Source organism: Amantichitinum ursilacus, from assembly GCF_001294205.1.
Lineage (GTDB): Bacteria > Pseudomonadota > Gammaproteobacteria > Burkholderiales > Chitinibacteraceae > Amantichitinum > Amantichitinum ursilacus.
Genome location: NZ_LAQT01000018.1, coordinates 1 through 14,029 on the forward strand (window position 1 = coordinate 1; position 14,029 = coordinate 14,029).

The window sequence follows — 14,029 nt, forward strand, 5'->3', positions numbered from 1 at the left end:
GGGGGCAACGCACATTTCCCCGAATACGCCATGCCCATCATCCTTGCCACCATCCGGATTTCGCGTCTTTGAAAGCCTCGGTGGCATAACCAAAATGTGCGTTGCCCCGATGGGGTAACGCACCCTACGTTTCCTTGCATGCCTCCGTGGGAAGGCAAGCGTGTGGGCGATTCGCCCCGGTTGTTCTTGCATGCCTCCGCGAGGAGGTAAATATGCGGGCGGTTGGCCCGGTTGTTCTTGCTTGCCACTTTGGGTGGTGGGTCCAGACCCACCCTATGCACAAAGCGTTAAGCGTGTGCACTAGTCGTTCATTGTCACGGCCCAGCCACCACGCCCACCCGATGTTGCGCAGCAACGAGGCAGCAACCGTCGCTACGCCACGCCATCTCCTGAGCGCGCGAAGGTAGGAGACCGGCTTTTTGGGCTCCGACTGAGCGTCGCGTCCGCGGAGCGGCAGCTGAGGCGCGGAAGTAACAGACGGTCCGTTTCGGCTTTTGACCTACCGGGCCCCCTGGCGAGCGAAGGATTCGCGAGTGGGGTCGCCTTTCTTTTGCTTACTTTTCTTTGGCGAAGCAAAGAAAAGTAAGGCGCAACGGGGCGCCCCCCGGTTTCAAAACATGCGCCGCAGGCTCAAGCGGTTAAGGGTTTATTCGGCGCAGACCAAACATCAGAACAACCGCCGCAAGCTCCAGCAGTCATAAATTCGGTTCCGCACCATCAAAACACCCACCAGCCGGTTAACGAACAGTTCCCCAAAGCAAGACATCCCCACCCACGCGCCACTAGCTCAAGCGGTTAAAGGTTCAAGGCCCACCCAAGCCAGACACAAAACGCGCCGCCGGCACCACACCCCAAACCAACCCGTCACCCCTGCCACCATCACAAAAACAAAATCACTGCCCCTGCCCCGTCACCAGATCCTTGAACTTCTCCACCACAGACTCCTCCGCCCACGGCTTCTTCCCCACATCCGCCAATTGCTCACGCAACAAATCCTGGTTTCCGCATTGCGCGTGCGCCACCTGGTGCACTACTTCGCCATTCGCGGTAAAGCAGTAATTGCCATCGCGGCTCACCACGTCGTCCACTTTTTGTTCGGTGCTCATAATCCGTTCTCCCGTTAATCAAAAAGGTTGGGAGCCCGGCACCACGTGCCATGTTCCGGCGCTATGGCTGTTAAACGTGTAGGTGCATACGGATTTGCTTAAAAACTCACCGTCGCGGTGATCGTGTCGGTGTAAGTGCCCGTTGCGGGCGTGGTCTGCACCGGAATGCGTGCGTACACCGGCCAGTTCTGGATAGCGCCGCTGCCGGTTTTGCCCAGCGTGGGCGCGCCCGAGGTGCCATCGCCCCATACCGTGGTTCGCGCGGCGTCGGAATACAGCTGGTAATGCACGATATTTGATCCGCTTTTTAATTGCCGATCCAGCAAGGTCGAGCCCGTCGTGGTGCCCTTATCCAGCGCAATCGTATACGGCGAGCCATTGGTGCATTGCACGCTGATTGCGCCATTGGCGGTCAGCGCGGTGTTCAACAAACCCTGGTTGCCAAACGCGATATTGCTGGTGGTAATGCTGCAATCGGCAATCACCGTGGCGCTGATGGTGATGGGCACGGTACCCAGGTTGTTTTCGATGGTGGTGTTACACGGGTGGGCCACGTTCAGCAGCCACTGCACATAGGTGGCCACCGTATTGGCCGTCAGCGACGCGGTATACGTGCCTTGCGTTAGCCCGGTCTGATTGGCTGGAATCTTGAAATAGATCGGCAAAGTGCCGCTACCGGTTAACAGATTGGACAGCGTCACATCGGTATACCCCACCGGCGGATTGGCGTAAGTGCCCCACACGGTGGAATAGCTGGGGTCGGTATAGATGTTGTATTGCATCTGGCCGATATTGCCGTTGGCCATATAACGCGTGGCGGGCGCGGCATCGTAATTGCTGCCCGCGCCAATTTGCAGACACACGCGCACATTGCCCACCGGCAGTCCGCTGCAATTGATAGTGGTGCTGGCCGCCACCGTAATCGCGCTGCCATTCACGGTGCTGACCGAGGGCAAAACGATGTTGATCGGGCTAAACGTACACAAACCATCGGCAGAGGCGCTCTGCCATGCCATCACCACCGCCAAACCCGCCAGCCACCGCCAGATTGCCCGCATATCCCTACCCCGGTTAATGCCGGTTTATAAGAACCGGCTGCTTAATCCTGGACAAGCAATGCGCCAGCCGCAAGCTGGACGCCCGTCTTCGTTGCGCCCGCCGCCGATTCGGCCACGCAACACAGCGCCTGGATCAAGCCGCGGCGGACGACATCGGTTCCACCGATAGCCGCAGCCCCACCGTCTTGAGTACCGCCAGCAAGGTCTTCAGCGTTGGATTGCCCTTGGGCGACAAGGCGCGATACAACGCCTCGCGGCTGATGCCCGCCTCGGCCGCCACATACGCCAAGCCGCCATAGGCTTCGGCCACGGTGCGCAACGCCAGCAAAGCGGCTGCGCGGTCTTCCGGGTCATCCAGCGATTGCATGGCGGCTTTCAGATATTCGACGGCCAGTTCAGGATCGGCGCGCAGCTCGGCCAGTTCTGCCTCGTAATGCGAGATTGCTCCGCGATTTTCGGTCATGTTGGTTTCGACTCCGCTTGCAAACGATATCGCGCACTGTAACTTATAAGTTACAAGACGCGCACCCAATTTAGCTGGGCGATTACTTAAACCGGATACGCAGCAAGCGGTAGCGCCTCAAACCCCACAATCCCGAATGCCGCCAACGCGGGATGCCCCACCACGCTTTGCAGCGCAACGCGGATGCGTGTGAGTTGTTCGGTGGAGGTGTGCAGCGAGGTAATCAGTGGCAGGCCCGGTGTCTGTGGCGTGCTGCCGATGATGCGGATGCCGTCCAGCTCCGCCGCTGCGCTTTGCGCCAGCAAGGCGTAGCTGACGCAATCGATGGCGGCGAGATCGGCGTAGCCATCGCGCACCGCTGCGATGGATTTGCGATGCGCGCCAGTGGCGACGGTCTGGCCGAAGAAGGAGCCGATATCATGCGGCAGCAGCAGTCGGCGCAGGCTGTGATAGCCCGATTGTGAGTCGTCCGAGTTATACGCCAGCGTTGCGCCGGCAAACTCGTCGAGCGTGGCGCGCGGGTCATCCGCGCGGGCGATCAGCCAGCTGCGGTATTGCGCGCCGTCGCAACCGGGCCAGCGATAGCGCCATGCGCCCAGCAGTTGCACCTGGCCCGCCAGCGCATGCGTCAGCGGATAGCCGCAAGTCTGGCTTAGCAGCAGCGCCGGATCGCGCCAATGGCTGAGCAGATTATCGGGCAAGGTCAAGGTGTCGGGAACATGGTTGACGCCCGCCGCGCGCAATGCGGCGGCCAGCGCCAGCCACATTGCCTCGGCGGTGCCAGCGCCGGCGTCATACATTGGCAGTGCGGCGATCATGGTGTGGAGCGCGCGGTCTGGGTCGTCGCCCGCGCAATGGGTGCGGCAGCGGGCACGGTTGCGCGGCCGCGTTGCAAACGCGTTTGCAGCCGGTCAAACGCCAGATCGGTGACGATGGCCAGCAGCGCCACCAGCAGCGCGCCTTGCAGGATGTAGGCGGTGTTAAAGCCGCTCAGGCCGACGATGATGGGCGAGCCCAGCGTTTTAGCGCCCACCGTCGAGGCAATCGCCGCCGTGCCGATATTGATGATGACCGAGGTGCGGATACCCGCGATCAGTACCGGCAAAGCCAGCGGCAGCTCCACTTGCCACAATACGCGTAGCGGATTCATGCCCAGGCCGCGCGCAGCCTCGCGCACTGACTCGGGCACCGATTCGATGCCGGCGATGGTGCTTTGCACGATGGGCAGCAGGCCGTACAGCGCCAGCGCGATCAGCGCGGGCCAGACCCCAAATCCAATCAAAGGCACGGCCACGGCCAGCACGGCCACGGGCGGAAAGGTTTGACCCATCGCCACGACCGTTTCCACCAGACCACGGAAATCCTTGCCCGCCGCGCGCGTCACCAGCACGCCCGCGCCCAGGCCCAGCACAATGGCCACTGCACTCGACGCCGCCACAATGCCCAGATGCGCCGCCACCAGCGCGGGAAAGGTTTCCTGCAAATACAGCGGGCGATCCAGCTCCGGAAACAGCTCGCGAAACAGCGGCGTCAGCAGCGGCATGCCAAAGATCAGCAGCAGCAAAACGCCACCGGACCACAGCAAGGGGTCAGCCCACCCGGCGCGCGTGCGGCTCATGCCAGCGCCTCGGCGGGGGCGGCCAGCAAATCGGCGTAATGAATGCTGCCGACGGCATGGCCGTGCTCGTCCACCACCGGCAAGCTGCCGCGCCCTTGCGCTACAAACGCGGACAAGGCTTCGCGCAAGCTGGCCTGCAACGGCACCGGGCGGCCCGCGGCGGTTTCACCACGCCGCACGCGGCCAGCCACAGTTTGCAAACCCAATAACTTGATGCCGACTTCGCTGCGGCCCACAAAGTCCGCCACAAAATCGCTGGCCGGTTGCGCCAGGATTCGCTGCGGCGTGCCCACTTGCGCAATGCGGCCTTTATCCAGCAACACAATGCGGTCGGCCAACAGCAGCGCTTCGTCAATATCGTGCGTAACCAGCACGATCGACTTGCCCGAGCGTTGATGAATGCGCGCCAGTTCTTTTTGCAACGCGGCGCGCGTTACCGGGTCGAGCGCGCCAAATGGTTCGTCCATCAACAGGATTTCGGGGTCGGCCGCCAAGGCGCGCGCCACGCCCACACGCTGTTGCTGGCCACCCGACAGTTCGTGCGGATAACGACCGCGATAACGGTTGGGCTCCAGGTCCAGCAGCGTTAGCAGTTCGGTTACGCGGTCGGCAATGCGCGACTTGGGCCATTTCAGCAGCGCGGGCACGGTGCCGATGTTTTCTTCGACGGTCCAGTGCGGAAACAAGCCGTTGGACTGGATGGCGTAACCCATGCGCCGCCGCAGATCTTCGGGCTGAAAACTGCGGATTTCCTTGCCGGCAAACAGGATGCGGCCGCTGTCATGTTCCACCAGCCGGTTGATCATCTTCAGCGTGGTGGATTTGCCCGAGCCGGACGGCCCGATCAGCACGGTAAATTCGCCGTCCTGCAAATGCAGGCTCAGGTTGTCCACCGCTTTCCAATGGCCGAAGGTTTTGCTGACTTGCTGGAATTCGATCATCGTTTTTCTCCGAACGCCACCAGCGCCACCAGAAGTTTGAATAGCGCATCGGCCGCCACCGCCAGTGCAATCACTGGGGCCACCCCCAGCAACACCAGATCGATGGCGCTGCTGAGCAAGCCCTGAAACATGATCGCGCCAAAGCCACCCGCGCCGATCAGCGCGGCCACGGTGGTCAGGCCGATCGCCTGCACGGTGGTGATGCGTAAACCGGCCAGCAACACCGGCAACGCTAACGGGACTTCCACACGCCAGAAAATTTGCCGCGCCGACAAACCCATGCCGCGCGCGGCATCGACCACGCTGGCCGGTACTTGCTCCAACCCGGCCGTGGTACTGCGCACCATCGGCAACAAGGAATACAAGGTCAGCGCGATAATTGCGGGCGCCGTGCCGATTCCGCCGATGCCCCATTGCGCCAATACCGGCACATGCGCGGCGAGCGCGGCCAGCGGCGCAATCAGCAGGCCAAACAGCGCAATCGACGGCACGGTCTGGATCACATTGAGCACGCCAAACAACGGCGGCCGCACGCCCTGGCGGCGATAGGCCAGCACGCCCAGCGGCACACCGATCAGCAATGTGGGGATCAAGGTTGCGGCGACGATTTCGAGATGGCGCGACAAGGCATCGTTGAACACGTCCTGGCGATTGGCGTATTCCTTCAGCACCGAAAGATTGGCCAGATGGCCGCTGGCCAGCTGCGCCACTAACGGCGCCAGCACCGCCAGCCCGACCAGCACCGCCGCCACTGGTTTGAGCTTGAGCCGGCTGAGCGCATCAGCCGCAATCAGCCAACCCAACGTCAGCATGATCCAGAAGCCGCCGCCAAACGAAGTGCGGCTATACGCCGAATCCACTTCGGCCAGCCGCGTGGCCTCTGCCCCGCCGATGTATACCAGCCCGGCCAGCCACAGCGTAGCGGCAATCAATACCGAAACCTGCACGCGCCAGGTGGTGCGCAAAAAAGCCGCCAGCCCCAGCCATAGCCCAGGCAGCAATACCAGCAAGTTTGCGCCATGCAGCACGCTGCCAAAGCGGATGCCGGTGCCCGTCACCAGCCGGTTGGGCGCATGCGTCAGACAGGCCACGCCCACCGCTGCGGCCAGGCCCAGCAGCCATAGCAAGGCCAGCACGCGGTTATGTACACGCACACGCATCGCTTATTTAACGAAGCCTTTCGACTTCAGATAATCCGCCGCAACCTTCTTGGCGTCCTGGCCTTCGATGGCGATTTTGGCGTTCAGGCCTTGCAGTGTTTTGCTATCAAGCGATTTGAATACCGGCGCCAGCGCGTCCTTGATTTTGGGATACGCGGCCAGCGTTTCTGCGCGGATGACCGGCGTCGGCGCATAGATCGGCTGACTGCCCTTCGGGTCTTCCAGCGTGACCAGGCCCAAGGCGGCCACCGGGCCATCGGTGCCATAGGCCATCGCGGCGTTAACGCCCGAGGTTTGCTCGGCGGCGGCTTTGATGGTGACGGTGGTATCGCCGCCAGCCAATGTCAGCAGCTGGTCTTGTTTCAGCTTGAAGTTGTAGGCGGCCTCGAATGCGGGTAACGCGTCGGGGCGCTCGATAAATTCGGCGGAGGCCGCCAGCTTGAACGCGCCGCCCTTGCCGATATACGCGCCCAGATCGCTCAGCGATTTAAGCTTGTTGGCGCTGGCGACATCCTTGCGGATGGCAATGGCCCACGTGTTGTTGGCGGGCGACGGCTCCAGCCACACCAGCTTGTTCTTTTCCAGATCCAGCTGTTTAACCTTGTCGTAACCGGCCCTGGCGTTCTTCCACGCCGGGTTCTTTTCATCCGAGAAAAAGAATGCACCGTTGCCGGTGTATTCCGGATAAATGTCGATCTGCCCCGCCGTGATCGCGCCGCGCAAAACCTTGGTGGTGCCCAACTGCACCTTGTTCTCGGTCTTGATGCCTTGTGCCTGCAGCACTTGCAGAATCATGTTGCCCAGCAACGAGCCCTCGGTATCAATCTTGGAACTGACGCGCACCGGCGTATCGGCAGCATAAGTGACAGCAGAAAACAGCAGCGCAAAGGCACTGCCCAACAGGGCACGGCGGGAGAAACGCAGGTTCATGGCAAGGTCCTTGATCCAGGGGGCGTGTTGTTATTTGAGAACCGGAATGGGGGCAACGCAAACCGCCGATACTACCGGGCAATCGCCAGAAAATAAATCAGCGCTTACCGCTGGCTGACCACGGTTAGATGCTGACGTGCACGGCCGGATAAGTGGGCGCATCAATCGGCCGCAAGCCGTAATGCAGCAATAAATAACCGTAGCCGGGCACCAGAAAATGCCCGTTGCGCTGCAGCAGCGCGCTGCGGTCGGCGCGGTATTCGGCGGCAATGCGATACCACGGCAAGCGCGGTTGCTCGTGGTGCACCAGATGATAATTGTTATTAAGAAACAGCAAGCGCCAGAACCAGCCTGCCTCGTTAAGCACCACGCGATGCGCGGCAATGCTGGCGGGCCGATGCTCGTAAAACGAACGCAACATCGAAGTACCCAGCGCCAGGTAACTGGCCAGCAGATAGCGCCACAGCGGCGCATGCAAGGCCACCAGCAATCCAGCCACCAGCGCCAGCAAGCTCAGATGCTGCAACCAGATGGCGCGATGCGTTTTATCGCGCCAGCCATCGCGCCAAGTTGCCACGATCGCAAAGGCCGGCCCGAGAAAAATGCGGCCCAGCGCCGTGCGTGTGGCGCGGCGCAACGGTTGCAACGGGCGCGGCAAACGCTTGAAGGCTGCGGGCGCCAGATAATTGCTTTCGGGGTCAATGCCGGGGTAAGTCAGATGCGCTTCTTCGTGATGCGCCAGATGGCTGCGTTTGTACTCATCAAACGGATACCACACCGCCAGTGGCAACAAACCCAGATAGCGATTGAACGCCGCGTTGCGTGTGGGATGGCCGTGCAACAGTTCGTGCTGCAGGCTGGAATACCAGGCTAACACCAGCGCCAGTCCAGGCACCGCCAGCCAGGCGGACATATGCGCCGACGCCCATGCTGCCGCAATCCACGCGCCGTAGATGACGAGCAACAAAATCCAGGTGGGCCATTCGATGGCTTCGAGCTTTGCGTTTGGGCGGGGCATGGACACATGCGTGCTGATGTTCGATGCCCTGACTATAAACCGGGGTTTATATATCCATAAAGACTAACGAGTTATGGCGATATACCCAGCCATCACAAGCCGCGGCCAGCGCGCACCTTAGCGCGCAGGGCAGCCAACTGCTCGCTACTCGTGATTTCCAGCCGATGCGCTGCTGCGCTCGCACGTTGGGCGAGAACGGATTGCGCCAGCAACCAACGGTGTGGCGGCCGAAAACTTTGGCGCACAAAAAGGGGAAGTGCTGGTATTGCGCGATATTGATAAGTCATCGATCAGTTTTCGGGGCTGAGGTGGGACACATTACGCGGGCGAGGACGAGTTGATCAGGAAGGCGCGCCTTCAATCACAGTGAGATACAAATCCAGGCTGCATAACAACCCGCCCGCAACCATCTGCACAAAGCCATCAAACTGCCCGTGCATGCACGCCTGGTCCAGCGCTTCGTAATAATCCAGCCGGTCTTCGGTGCGGATTACCACCACCGGATAGCCACTGCGCATCAGTTCAAAATTGAGCAGCAGGCGCGCAGTACGACCGTTACCGTCAGTAAACGGATGGATTTCGATAAAGCGGGTATGCAACTGTGCGGCACGCACCACCGGGTGCAGCATCTGCGCTTCGGCGTGATACCAGCGCAGCAGCTCGGCCATGCTGGCGGCAAGATGTACGTGGTCGGTGGGCACAAAGCTGGCGCCGACAATGGCGACGTTTTCGCCGCGATATTTTCCGGCCCACTGATCATCAATGTTTTTGTAAACCAACTGATGAATATTGCGGATTGCCCATTCATCCAGCTGGGCCGCACGCGAAACCAGCTCATCCACAAACACCACCGCATCACGATGATTGATGGCCTCGAAATGTTCGCGCAGCGTTTTTTTGCCGATGGTAATGCCGTGTTCCAGCACCACTTGGGTCTCGCGCAGCGTGAGGGTATTGCCTTCGATGGCGTTGGAGTTGTAGGTCCATTCCAATGCCAGCCGTTCACGCAACGACGCGGCCGTAAACGATGGCAGCGGCCGATGCGCATCCAGCCGCGCCTTGCGTTGATCAACCTGCTGCAACAGGGTATCGAGTGCCGTCATAGCGATCCGCCAGAATTAAGCCGCCACTATACCGCGCCCGCCGCCGCGCCGCCGCCACGGTTATTTTGTTCAATACCGCGCCTCACCCCGCCCGCTACCGTGCAGCCATCTTGTTCTGCGGGGAGTAGCGGTATGTCGGTTTATGTCTCGATGGCGGCGTTTGCATTGGTGGCGTCCATTACGCCGGGCCCGGTTAACCTGGTGGCATTGGGCAGCGCGGCGCAGTTTGGCTTTGCGCCAGCGATGCGGCATGTGTTGGGCGCAACCCTGGGCTTTGTGTTGCTGCTGGTGCTGACCGGTTTGGGGCTACATCAGTTGCTCAACGCCGTGCCATGGCTGGCGCGCTCGATCCAGTGGGCGGGCGTGGCGTTTTTGCTGTGGATGGCGTGGCGGCTGGCCAGCGATGATGGCCAGTTAAGTACGCGCACACAGCAACGCCAGCCATCGCTGTGGTACGGCGCGCTGATGCAGTGGCTTAATCCCAAAGCCTGGGTGGCGGCGTTGGCGGGCATGAGCGCCTATGTGGCCGATGGCGATCGCGCGCTGATCTGGCAATTTGCGGTGCTGTATCTGGTGATTTGCTATGTGTCGGTGGGCGCGTGGGCGTATGCGGGCAGTTATTTGCGTAGCTATCTGCAGCAACCGGCGCGCATCCGGCGCTTTAACCGCGTGATGGCGCTGTTACTGGTGGGCAGCGCGGCACTGCTGGCGGCCTGAAGGTCAAGCCGCGCGATAGTGGCCGGGGGTGGTGGCCATCATCTGTTTAAACGCGCGTTGCAGATGCGCCTGATCGGCAAAGCCCACGGCAAGCGCCACCTCGGCGATCGCATCGCCCTGGCGCAAACGCGTGCGGCTTACCTGGATGCGTCGGTTGGTGAGATACGCATGCGGGGTCAGGCCAAAGTGCTGTTTAAAGCTGCGGATCAGATGCGTGGCCGACAGTTCGGCCGCGGCGCACAGTTGTTCCAGCGTTAGCGCTTGCGCGTATTGCTCGCGGATCAGATCGGCGGCGCGTTGCAGCTTGTGGTTAACCGCTTTGCGCGGTTGCGGCGCCGGGTTGAGCGCCAGTTGCAAATCGCTGAAGAACGCCACCGCCTGGCTCTGTCGCAGCAGCAGATCGGGCTGGCGTTCATGCAGCGTGGTGGCCAGGCGTGTCAGTCCGGCAAACAGAGACGGGATTGCGGTCAGCGTAGTGGCGAAAGGTTGGAAATCCGCGTCTGGATTAAAGCCAAGGTCATGCTGCAAGCCCGCCAGCCATGCGCTATCCACGTAAAACATATGGTAGGCCCACGCCGAATCGGTCAGCGGATTGCAGGCGTGTACTTGTTCCGGGTTGATCAGCACGATGTCGCCCGTGGCCACATTCCGCCGCTGCGCGCCGTTGATATACACGCTGTGGCCGCCGGTAATCGCGCCAATGGAAAACGTCTCGTGCGTGTGCGGCGCGTAGCAGACGGTGCGGCCGTCATGCACGGTACGCAATTCCAGCCACGGCATGGCGGCATCACGCCAGAACACCGGAGGCGGCGACATCAATGCAGACGAAATGGGCGTGGCGGGCATGGAATGCTCTGGCGGGACAGACCGGGCCATTGTAGTGAGCGCTCGCCCGCCTTGCATCAGCCGATTGCGACCGCGGCATCTGGTCGGGGGGATGCAGCGGCAGAACGCTTGCGCGCCATCGCCACGGCCAAAGCGCCCAAGCCCAGCAAGATCCATTCGTGCGGCTCCGGCACGGCGGCGGCCAGATAGTCGGTGCCACTTTCGGACGTCAACGAATAATCAGTCAGCAGATGGCCCTGGCTGTCGTACACATCGATGCCCACCAGTTTGACGGTGGAGGCAAAGTCCGCGTCGGCGGTGCCGTACGACACCGCTTGCAGCCCGATGCCATATTCGAAGGCATCGCCAAAGGTAAAGGCAAAGCCGGTGGGCGAAAACACGTCGGCGGTGGAAAAGGTCTGCGCGCCGTCGATCAAACCCGTGCCGGTGGCAAAACCGGACGCATCATTGCCCAGGTTTTTGGCCACGCCATCCTGGCCGCGATAGACCTGCCCCTGAAACAAGCGCGTGTAATAGATGCCATTAAAATCGACACCAAAATTGGCCGAGGCATAACCCCATTCATACGCACCCGCCACGCCCGGCGCGGACAAACTGCCATCAATGGAATACACATAGCTGACATAGCCCAGCTGCCCATCAAGGCTGGCGTTGCTGATGGTCATTTTGTCTTGCGTAATGGCCGCGCCGATCGAGGTAAAGGTATCGGTGGGATTGGTGGCCAGCTCACCGCCTGTAATTGCGCCATGCGCTTGCACGCCCACGCTGGTGTAGCTGGCATGCGCTTCGCCGCTGCCGTTATACACCGCAGGCGAGGCGCCCAGCGTGAGCACCGCGCCGCTGACATTGGCGCTGCTGCTAACGTTGCCGCTAGCCACGCTGTGTTCGACCACCTGACCCTTGTAGCCACATGCGCTGATGCCGCCGACGGGTACGCCAAAGGCATCGCTACCAAAAAAATGCCCGGTGCTGGCTGGTGGGCCGTAGGTGGTGCAGCCGGCGTTGATATCACCATTACCCAGCCCGCCCACTGCGCCAGCCACGGTGGTGATGGAAGAGCCGCTGGCCGCCTGCGCCGCGCCCCACATTGCAATCGAAACGAATAACGAACGCGTCAGCATGATGGCAGCCTCGTGTATCAGAGTGTGTGCGCAGCATAGGCAGCGATGAAGCACGCTGCCTAGCCAGGACCGCGACCGTTTAGCCCATTGACCGGGGCGGGCCGCCTCCCCTACGATAAGCGGCATGAATCCGACCGCGTTTGCCTTCGTCTTGCGTAATGCCCTGCCATGCTGCTGTTGCCGCAGGGGTGCGCACGTCGGGCTGCCAAGCCCCGGCTTCTGACAGATCAGAAACGCGCGTTACCCCAAGCCACCCGTTGCCCGTCAACCGGTGGCTTTTTTGTTGCTGTTTTTTTAATGATGGCTGCTGACAAGGAAAGCCCTATGCCGCTGGTGCTGTATGACACTTGGGAGCGCGCGCTGCGCCCGTTTACGCCATTGCAAGCAGATCATGTTGGCCTGTATTGCTGTGGCCCCACGGTTTATGACTATGCGCATCTGGGCAATCTGCGCACTTATGTGTTTGAAGACGTGCTGCGCCGCGTGCTGCAACACGCCGGTTACCGCGTGCGCCACGTGGTCAACATCACCGATGTGGGTCATCTGGTATCGGATGCCGACCAAGGCGAAGACAAGATGGAAAAAGGCAGCCGTCGCACCGGCGAATCGGCCTGGACCATCGCCGATAAATACACCGCGGCGTTTCAAGCCGACTGGCGCGCGCTGAATCTGCTGGAGCCCGCGCTGTGGTGTAAGGCCACCGAGCATATCGGCGAGCAGATTGCGATGATCGCCGCCATCGAAGCCAACGGCTTTACTTATCGCACCGCCGACGGCGTGTATTTTGATTCGAGCAAGCAGGATGACTATGGCTATCTGGCGCGGCTGGACCGTGCGGGCCTGGATGCTGGCGCGCGGGTGGCGTTGGGCGACAAACGCCACGCCACCGATTTCGCCTTATGGAAGCTGAGCCCGCCCGACAGCCAGCGCCAGATGGAATGGGACAGCCCGTGGGGCCGGGGTTTTCCGGGCTGGCATATTGAATGCTCGGCCATGGCGGCCAAGTACTTGACGCCGTGGTTTGATATCCACTGTGGCGGCGAAGACCACGTGGCCGTGCATCACAGCAACGAGATCGCGCAAAGCGAGGCCTGCTTTGGCACGCGGCTGGCCAATTACTGGATGCATGGGCACTTTATGCTGGAAAGCGGCGAGAAGATGTCCAAGTCATCGGGCCAGTTTCTGCGCTTGCAGACGCTGCTGGACCGCGGCAATGACGCGCTGGCGTTTCGCTATCTGTGTCTGACCGCGCATTACCGCAGCCAACTGCGCTTTAGCCTGGATGCGCTGGATGCGGCGCAAGTGGCGCTGGACCGCTTGCGCAAGACGTTTGCGGACTGGCCCGACGGCGGCAGTGTTGATGCACACTGGGCGGCGAGGTTTGATGCCGAAATCAACCAGGACCTGAACCTGCCGCGCGGTCTGGCGCTGGTGTGGGAGCTGGCGCGCAGCCCGCTGGATGCCGCCACGCGCAAAGCCACGGTGGCCTACTGTGATCAGGTGTTGGGGCTGGGACTGGCGCACTGGCAACCCACACAACGCGTAACGCCACCCGCGGTTGCCGCGCTACAAGCCGAGCGCGCCGCCGCCCGCGCCAACAAGGACTGGCCCCGCGCAGATGCGCTGCGCCAGCAACTGCTAAACCTCGGCTGGGAAGTGCAAGACAAGGCATAGGGTGGGTCACGACCCACCTTTCAAAGCCTAACCAAGAACAGTGTTCCTGGCATGCCACTTTGGTTGGTGGGTCTCGACCCACCCCATGAAGATCCCATCGCCATGCATAGGGTGGGTCTCGACCCACCTTTCAAAGCCGTAGCCAAGAACGGTGTTCCTGGCATGCCACTTTGGTTGGTGGGTCTCGACCCACCCTATGAAGATCTCATCGCCATGCATAGAGTGGGTCTCGACCCACCTTTCAAAGCCATAGCCAAGAAGAGTGTTCCTGGCA

General features: G+C 61.3%; 15 protein-coding genes. 2 read left to right on the forward strand and 13 right to left on the reverse strand.

Going from position 1 to position 14,029, the window contains the following annotated elements:
* Nucleotides 1-893 precede the first annotated feature (893 nt).
* The 10 genes from WG78_RS15470 to WG78_RS15515 all read right to left on the reverse strand — a co-directional run bounded on the left by WG78_RS15470 (nt 894) and on the right by WG78_RS15515 (nt 9,397).
* On the reverse strand, nt 894-1,106 hold the full coding sequence (locus WG78_RS15470) for a hypothetical protein (RefSeq protein ID WP_053938752.1): 213 nt from the start codon (nt 1,104-1,106) through the stop codon (nt 894-896).
* A 98-nt stretch (nt 1,107-1,204) separates the two neighbouring features.
* Nucleotides 1,205-2,164: a Csu type fimbrial protein gene (locus WG78_RS15475; protein WP_053938753.1), complete on the reverse strand. Its 960-nt coding sequence runs from the start codon at nt 2,162-2,164 to the stop codon at nt 1,205-1,207.
* 133 nt (nt 2,165-2,297) lie between these two features.
* On the reverse strand, nt 2,298-2,627 hold the full coding sequence (locus tag WG78_RS15480) for an addiction module antidote protein (protein ID WP_053938754.1): 330 nt from the start codon (nt 2,625-2,627) through the stop codon (nt 2,298-2,300).
* Between the two features lie 86 nt (nt 2,628-2,713).
* A complete protein-coding gene (locus WG78_RS15485; protein ID WP_053938755.1) occupies nt 2,714-3,445 on the reverse strand; it encodes a phosphate/phosphite/phosphonate ABC transporter substrate-binding protein in 732 nt (243 codons plus the stop codon).
* Nucleotides 3,442-4,245, reverse strand: a complete 804-nt coding sequence (locus tag WG78_RS15490) for an ABC transporter permease (protein WP_053938756.1) — start codon at nt 4,243-4,245, stop codon at nt 3,442-3,444. Before WG78_RS15490 ends, WG78_RS15485 begins: the two co-directional genes overlap by 4 nt.
* Nucleotides 4,242-5,186 (reverse strand): ABC transporter ATP-binding protein, encoded by a 945-nt coding sequence (locus WG78_RS15495; RefSeq protein WP_053938757.1) that lies wholly within the window; start codon nt 5,184-5,186, stop codon nt 4,242-4,244. Before WG78_RS15495 ends, WG78_RS15490 begins: the two co-directional genes overlap by 4 nt.
* Nucleotides 5,183-6,340 carry an ABC transporter permease gene (locus WG78_RS15500; protein WP_236692058.1) on the reverse strand — a complete coding sequence of 386 codons (1,158 nt, stop codon included), beginning with the start codon at nt 6,338-6,340 and terminating at the stop codon, nt 5,183-5,185. Before WG78_RS15500 ends, WG78_RS15495 begins: the two co-directional genes overlap by 4 nt.
* A 9-nt stretch (nt 6,341-6,349) precedes the next feature.
* Nucleotides 6,350-7,276 carry a glycine betaine ABC transporter substrate-binding protein OsmF gene (gene osmF, locus WG78_RS15505; protein ID WP_053938759.1) on the reverse strand — a complete coding sequence of 309 codons (927 nt, stop codon included), beginning with the start codon at nt 7,274-7,276 and terminating at the stop codon, nt 6,350-6,352.
* 124 nt (nt 7,277-7,400) lie between these two features.
* A complete protein-coding gene (locus tag WG78_RS15510; protein WP_053938760.1) occupies nt 7,401-8,294 on the reverse strand; it encodes a fatty acid desaturase in 894 nt (297 codons plus the stop codon).
* Nucleotides 8,295-8,635: 341 nt separating this feature from the next.
* Nucleotides 8,636-9,397, reverse strand: coding sequence for a Fic family protein (locus tag WG78_RS15515; RefSeq protein ID WP_053938761.1), 762 nt, complete (start codon nt 9,395-9,397; stop codon nt 8,636-8,638).
* Nucleotides 9,398-9,529: 132 nt separating this feature from the next.
* Here WG78_RS15515 and WG78_RS15520 point away from each other — a divergent pair, with 132 nt between their 5' ends.
* On the forward strand, nt 9,530-10,114 hold the full coding sequence (locus WG78_RS15520) for a LysE family translocator (protein WP_053938762.1): 585 nt from the start codon (nt 9,530-9,532) through the stop codon (nt 10,112-10,114).
* Nucleotides 10,115-10,117: 3 nt separating this feature from the next.
* Here WG78_RS15520 and WG78_RS15525 read toward each other — a convergent pair whose 3' ends face one another.
* Together WG78_RS15525 and WG78_RS15530 are read right to left on the reverse strand one after the other, a co-directional pair.
* Complete coding sequence (locus WG78_RS15525) at nt 10,118-10,960, reverse strand: AraC family transcriptional regulator (RefSeq protein WP_201782458.1); 843 nt, start codon at nt 10,958-10,960, stop codon at nt 10,118-10,120.
* 56 nt (nt 10,961-11,016) lie between these two features.
* Nucleotides 11,017-12,081 (reverse strand): PEP-CTERM sorting domain-containing protein, encoded by a 1,065-nt coding sequence (locus WG78_RS15530; RefSeq protein WP_053938763.1) that lies wholly within the window; start codon nt 12,079-12,081, stop codon nt 11,017-11,019.
* Between the two features lie 324 nt (nt 12,082-12,405).
* On the opposite strand from WG78_RS15530, the gene cysS reads away from it, so the two are divergent.
* Nucleotides 12,406-13,755, forward strand: coding sequence for a cysteine--tRNA ligase (gene cysS, locus WG78_RS15535; protein WP_053938764.1), 1,350 nt, complete (start codon nt 12,406-12,408; stop codon nt 13,753-13,755).
* Nucleotides 13,756-13,782: 27 nt separating this feature from the next.
* Here cysS and WG78_RS23160 read toward each other — a convergent pair.
* A partial coding sequence (locus tag WG78_RS23160) for a hypothetical protein (RefSeq protein WP_236692059.1) occupies nt 13,783-14,029 on the reverse strand: 247 nt, incomplete at its 5' end.

Bases quoted from the DNA above. Each gene is read 5' to 3' on its own strand.
- WG78_RS15470 (WP_053938752.1), bottom strand. From the start codon at position 1,106: ATGAGCACCGAACAAAAAGTGGACGACGTGGTGAGCCGCGATGGCAAT.
- WG78_RS15475 (WP_053938753.1), bottom strand. From the start codon at position 2,164: ATGCGGGCAATCTGGCGGTGGCTGGCGGGTTTGGCGGTGGTGATGGCA.
- WG78_RS15480 (WP_053938754.1), bottom strand. From the start codon at position 2,627: ATGACCGAAAATCGCGGAGCAATCTCGCATTACGAGGCAGAACTGGCC.
- WG78_RS15485 (WP_053938755.1), bottom strand. From the start codon at position 3,445: ATGATCGCCGCACTGCCAATGTATGACGCCGGCGCTGGCACCGCCGAG.
- WG78_RS15490 (WP_053938756.1), bottom strand. From the start codon at position 4,245: ATGAGCCGCACGCGCGCCGGGTGGGCTGACCCCTTGCTGTGGTCCGGT.
- WG78_RS15495 (WP_053938757.1), bottom strand. From the start codon at position 5,186: ATGATCGAATTCCAGCAAGTCAGCAAAACCTTCGGCCATTGGAAAGCG.
- osmF (WP_053938759.1), bottom strand. From the start codon at position 7,276: ATGAACCTGCGTTTCTCCCGCCGTGCCCTGTTGGGCAGTGCCTTTGCG.
- WG78_RS15510 (WP_053938760.1), bottom strand. From the start codon at position 8,294: ATGCCCCGCCCAAACGCAAAGCTCGAAGCCATCGAATGGCCCACCTGG.
- WG78_RS15515 (WP_053938761.1), bottom strand. From the start codon at position 9,397: ATGACGGCACTCGATACCCTGTTGCAGCAGGTTGATCAACGCAAGGCG.
- WG78_RS15520 (WP_053938762.1), top strand. From the start codon at position 9,530: ATGTCGGTTTATGTCTCGATGGCGGCGTTTGCATTGGTGGCGTCCATT.
- WG78_RS15525 (WP_201782458.1), bottom strand. From the start codon at position 10,960: ATGCCCGCCACGCCCATTTCGTCTGCATTGATGTCGCCGCCTCCGGTG.
- WG78_RS15530 (WP_053938763.1), bottom strand. From the start codon at position 12,081: ATGCTGACGCGTTCGTTATTCGTTTCGATTGCAATGTGGGGCGCGGCG.
- cysS (WP_053938764.1), top strand. From the start codon at position 12,406: ATGCCGCTGGTGCTGTATGACACTTGGGAGCGCGCGCTGCGCCCGTTT.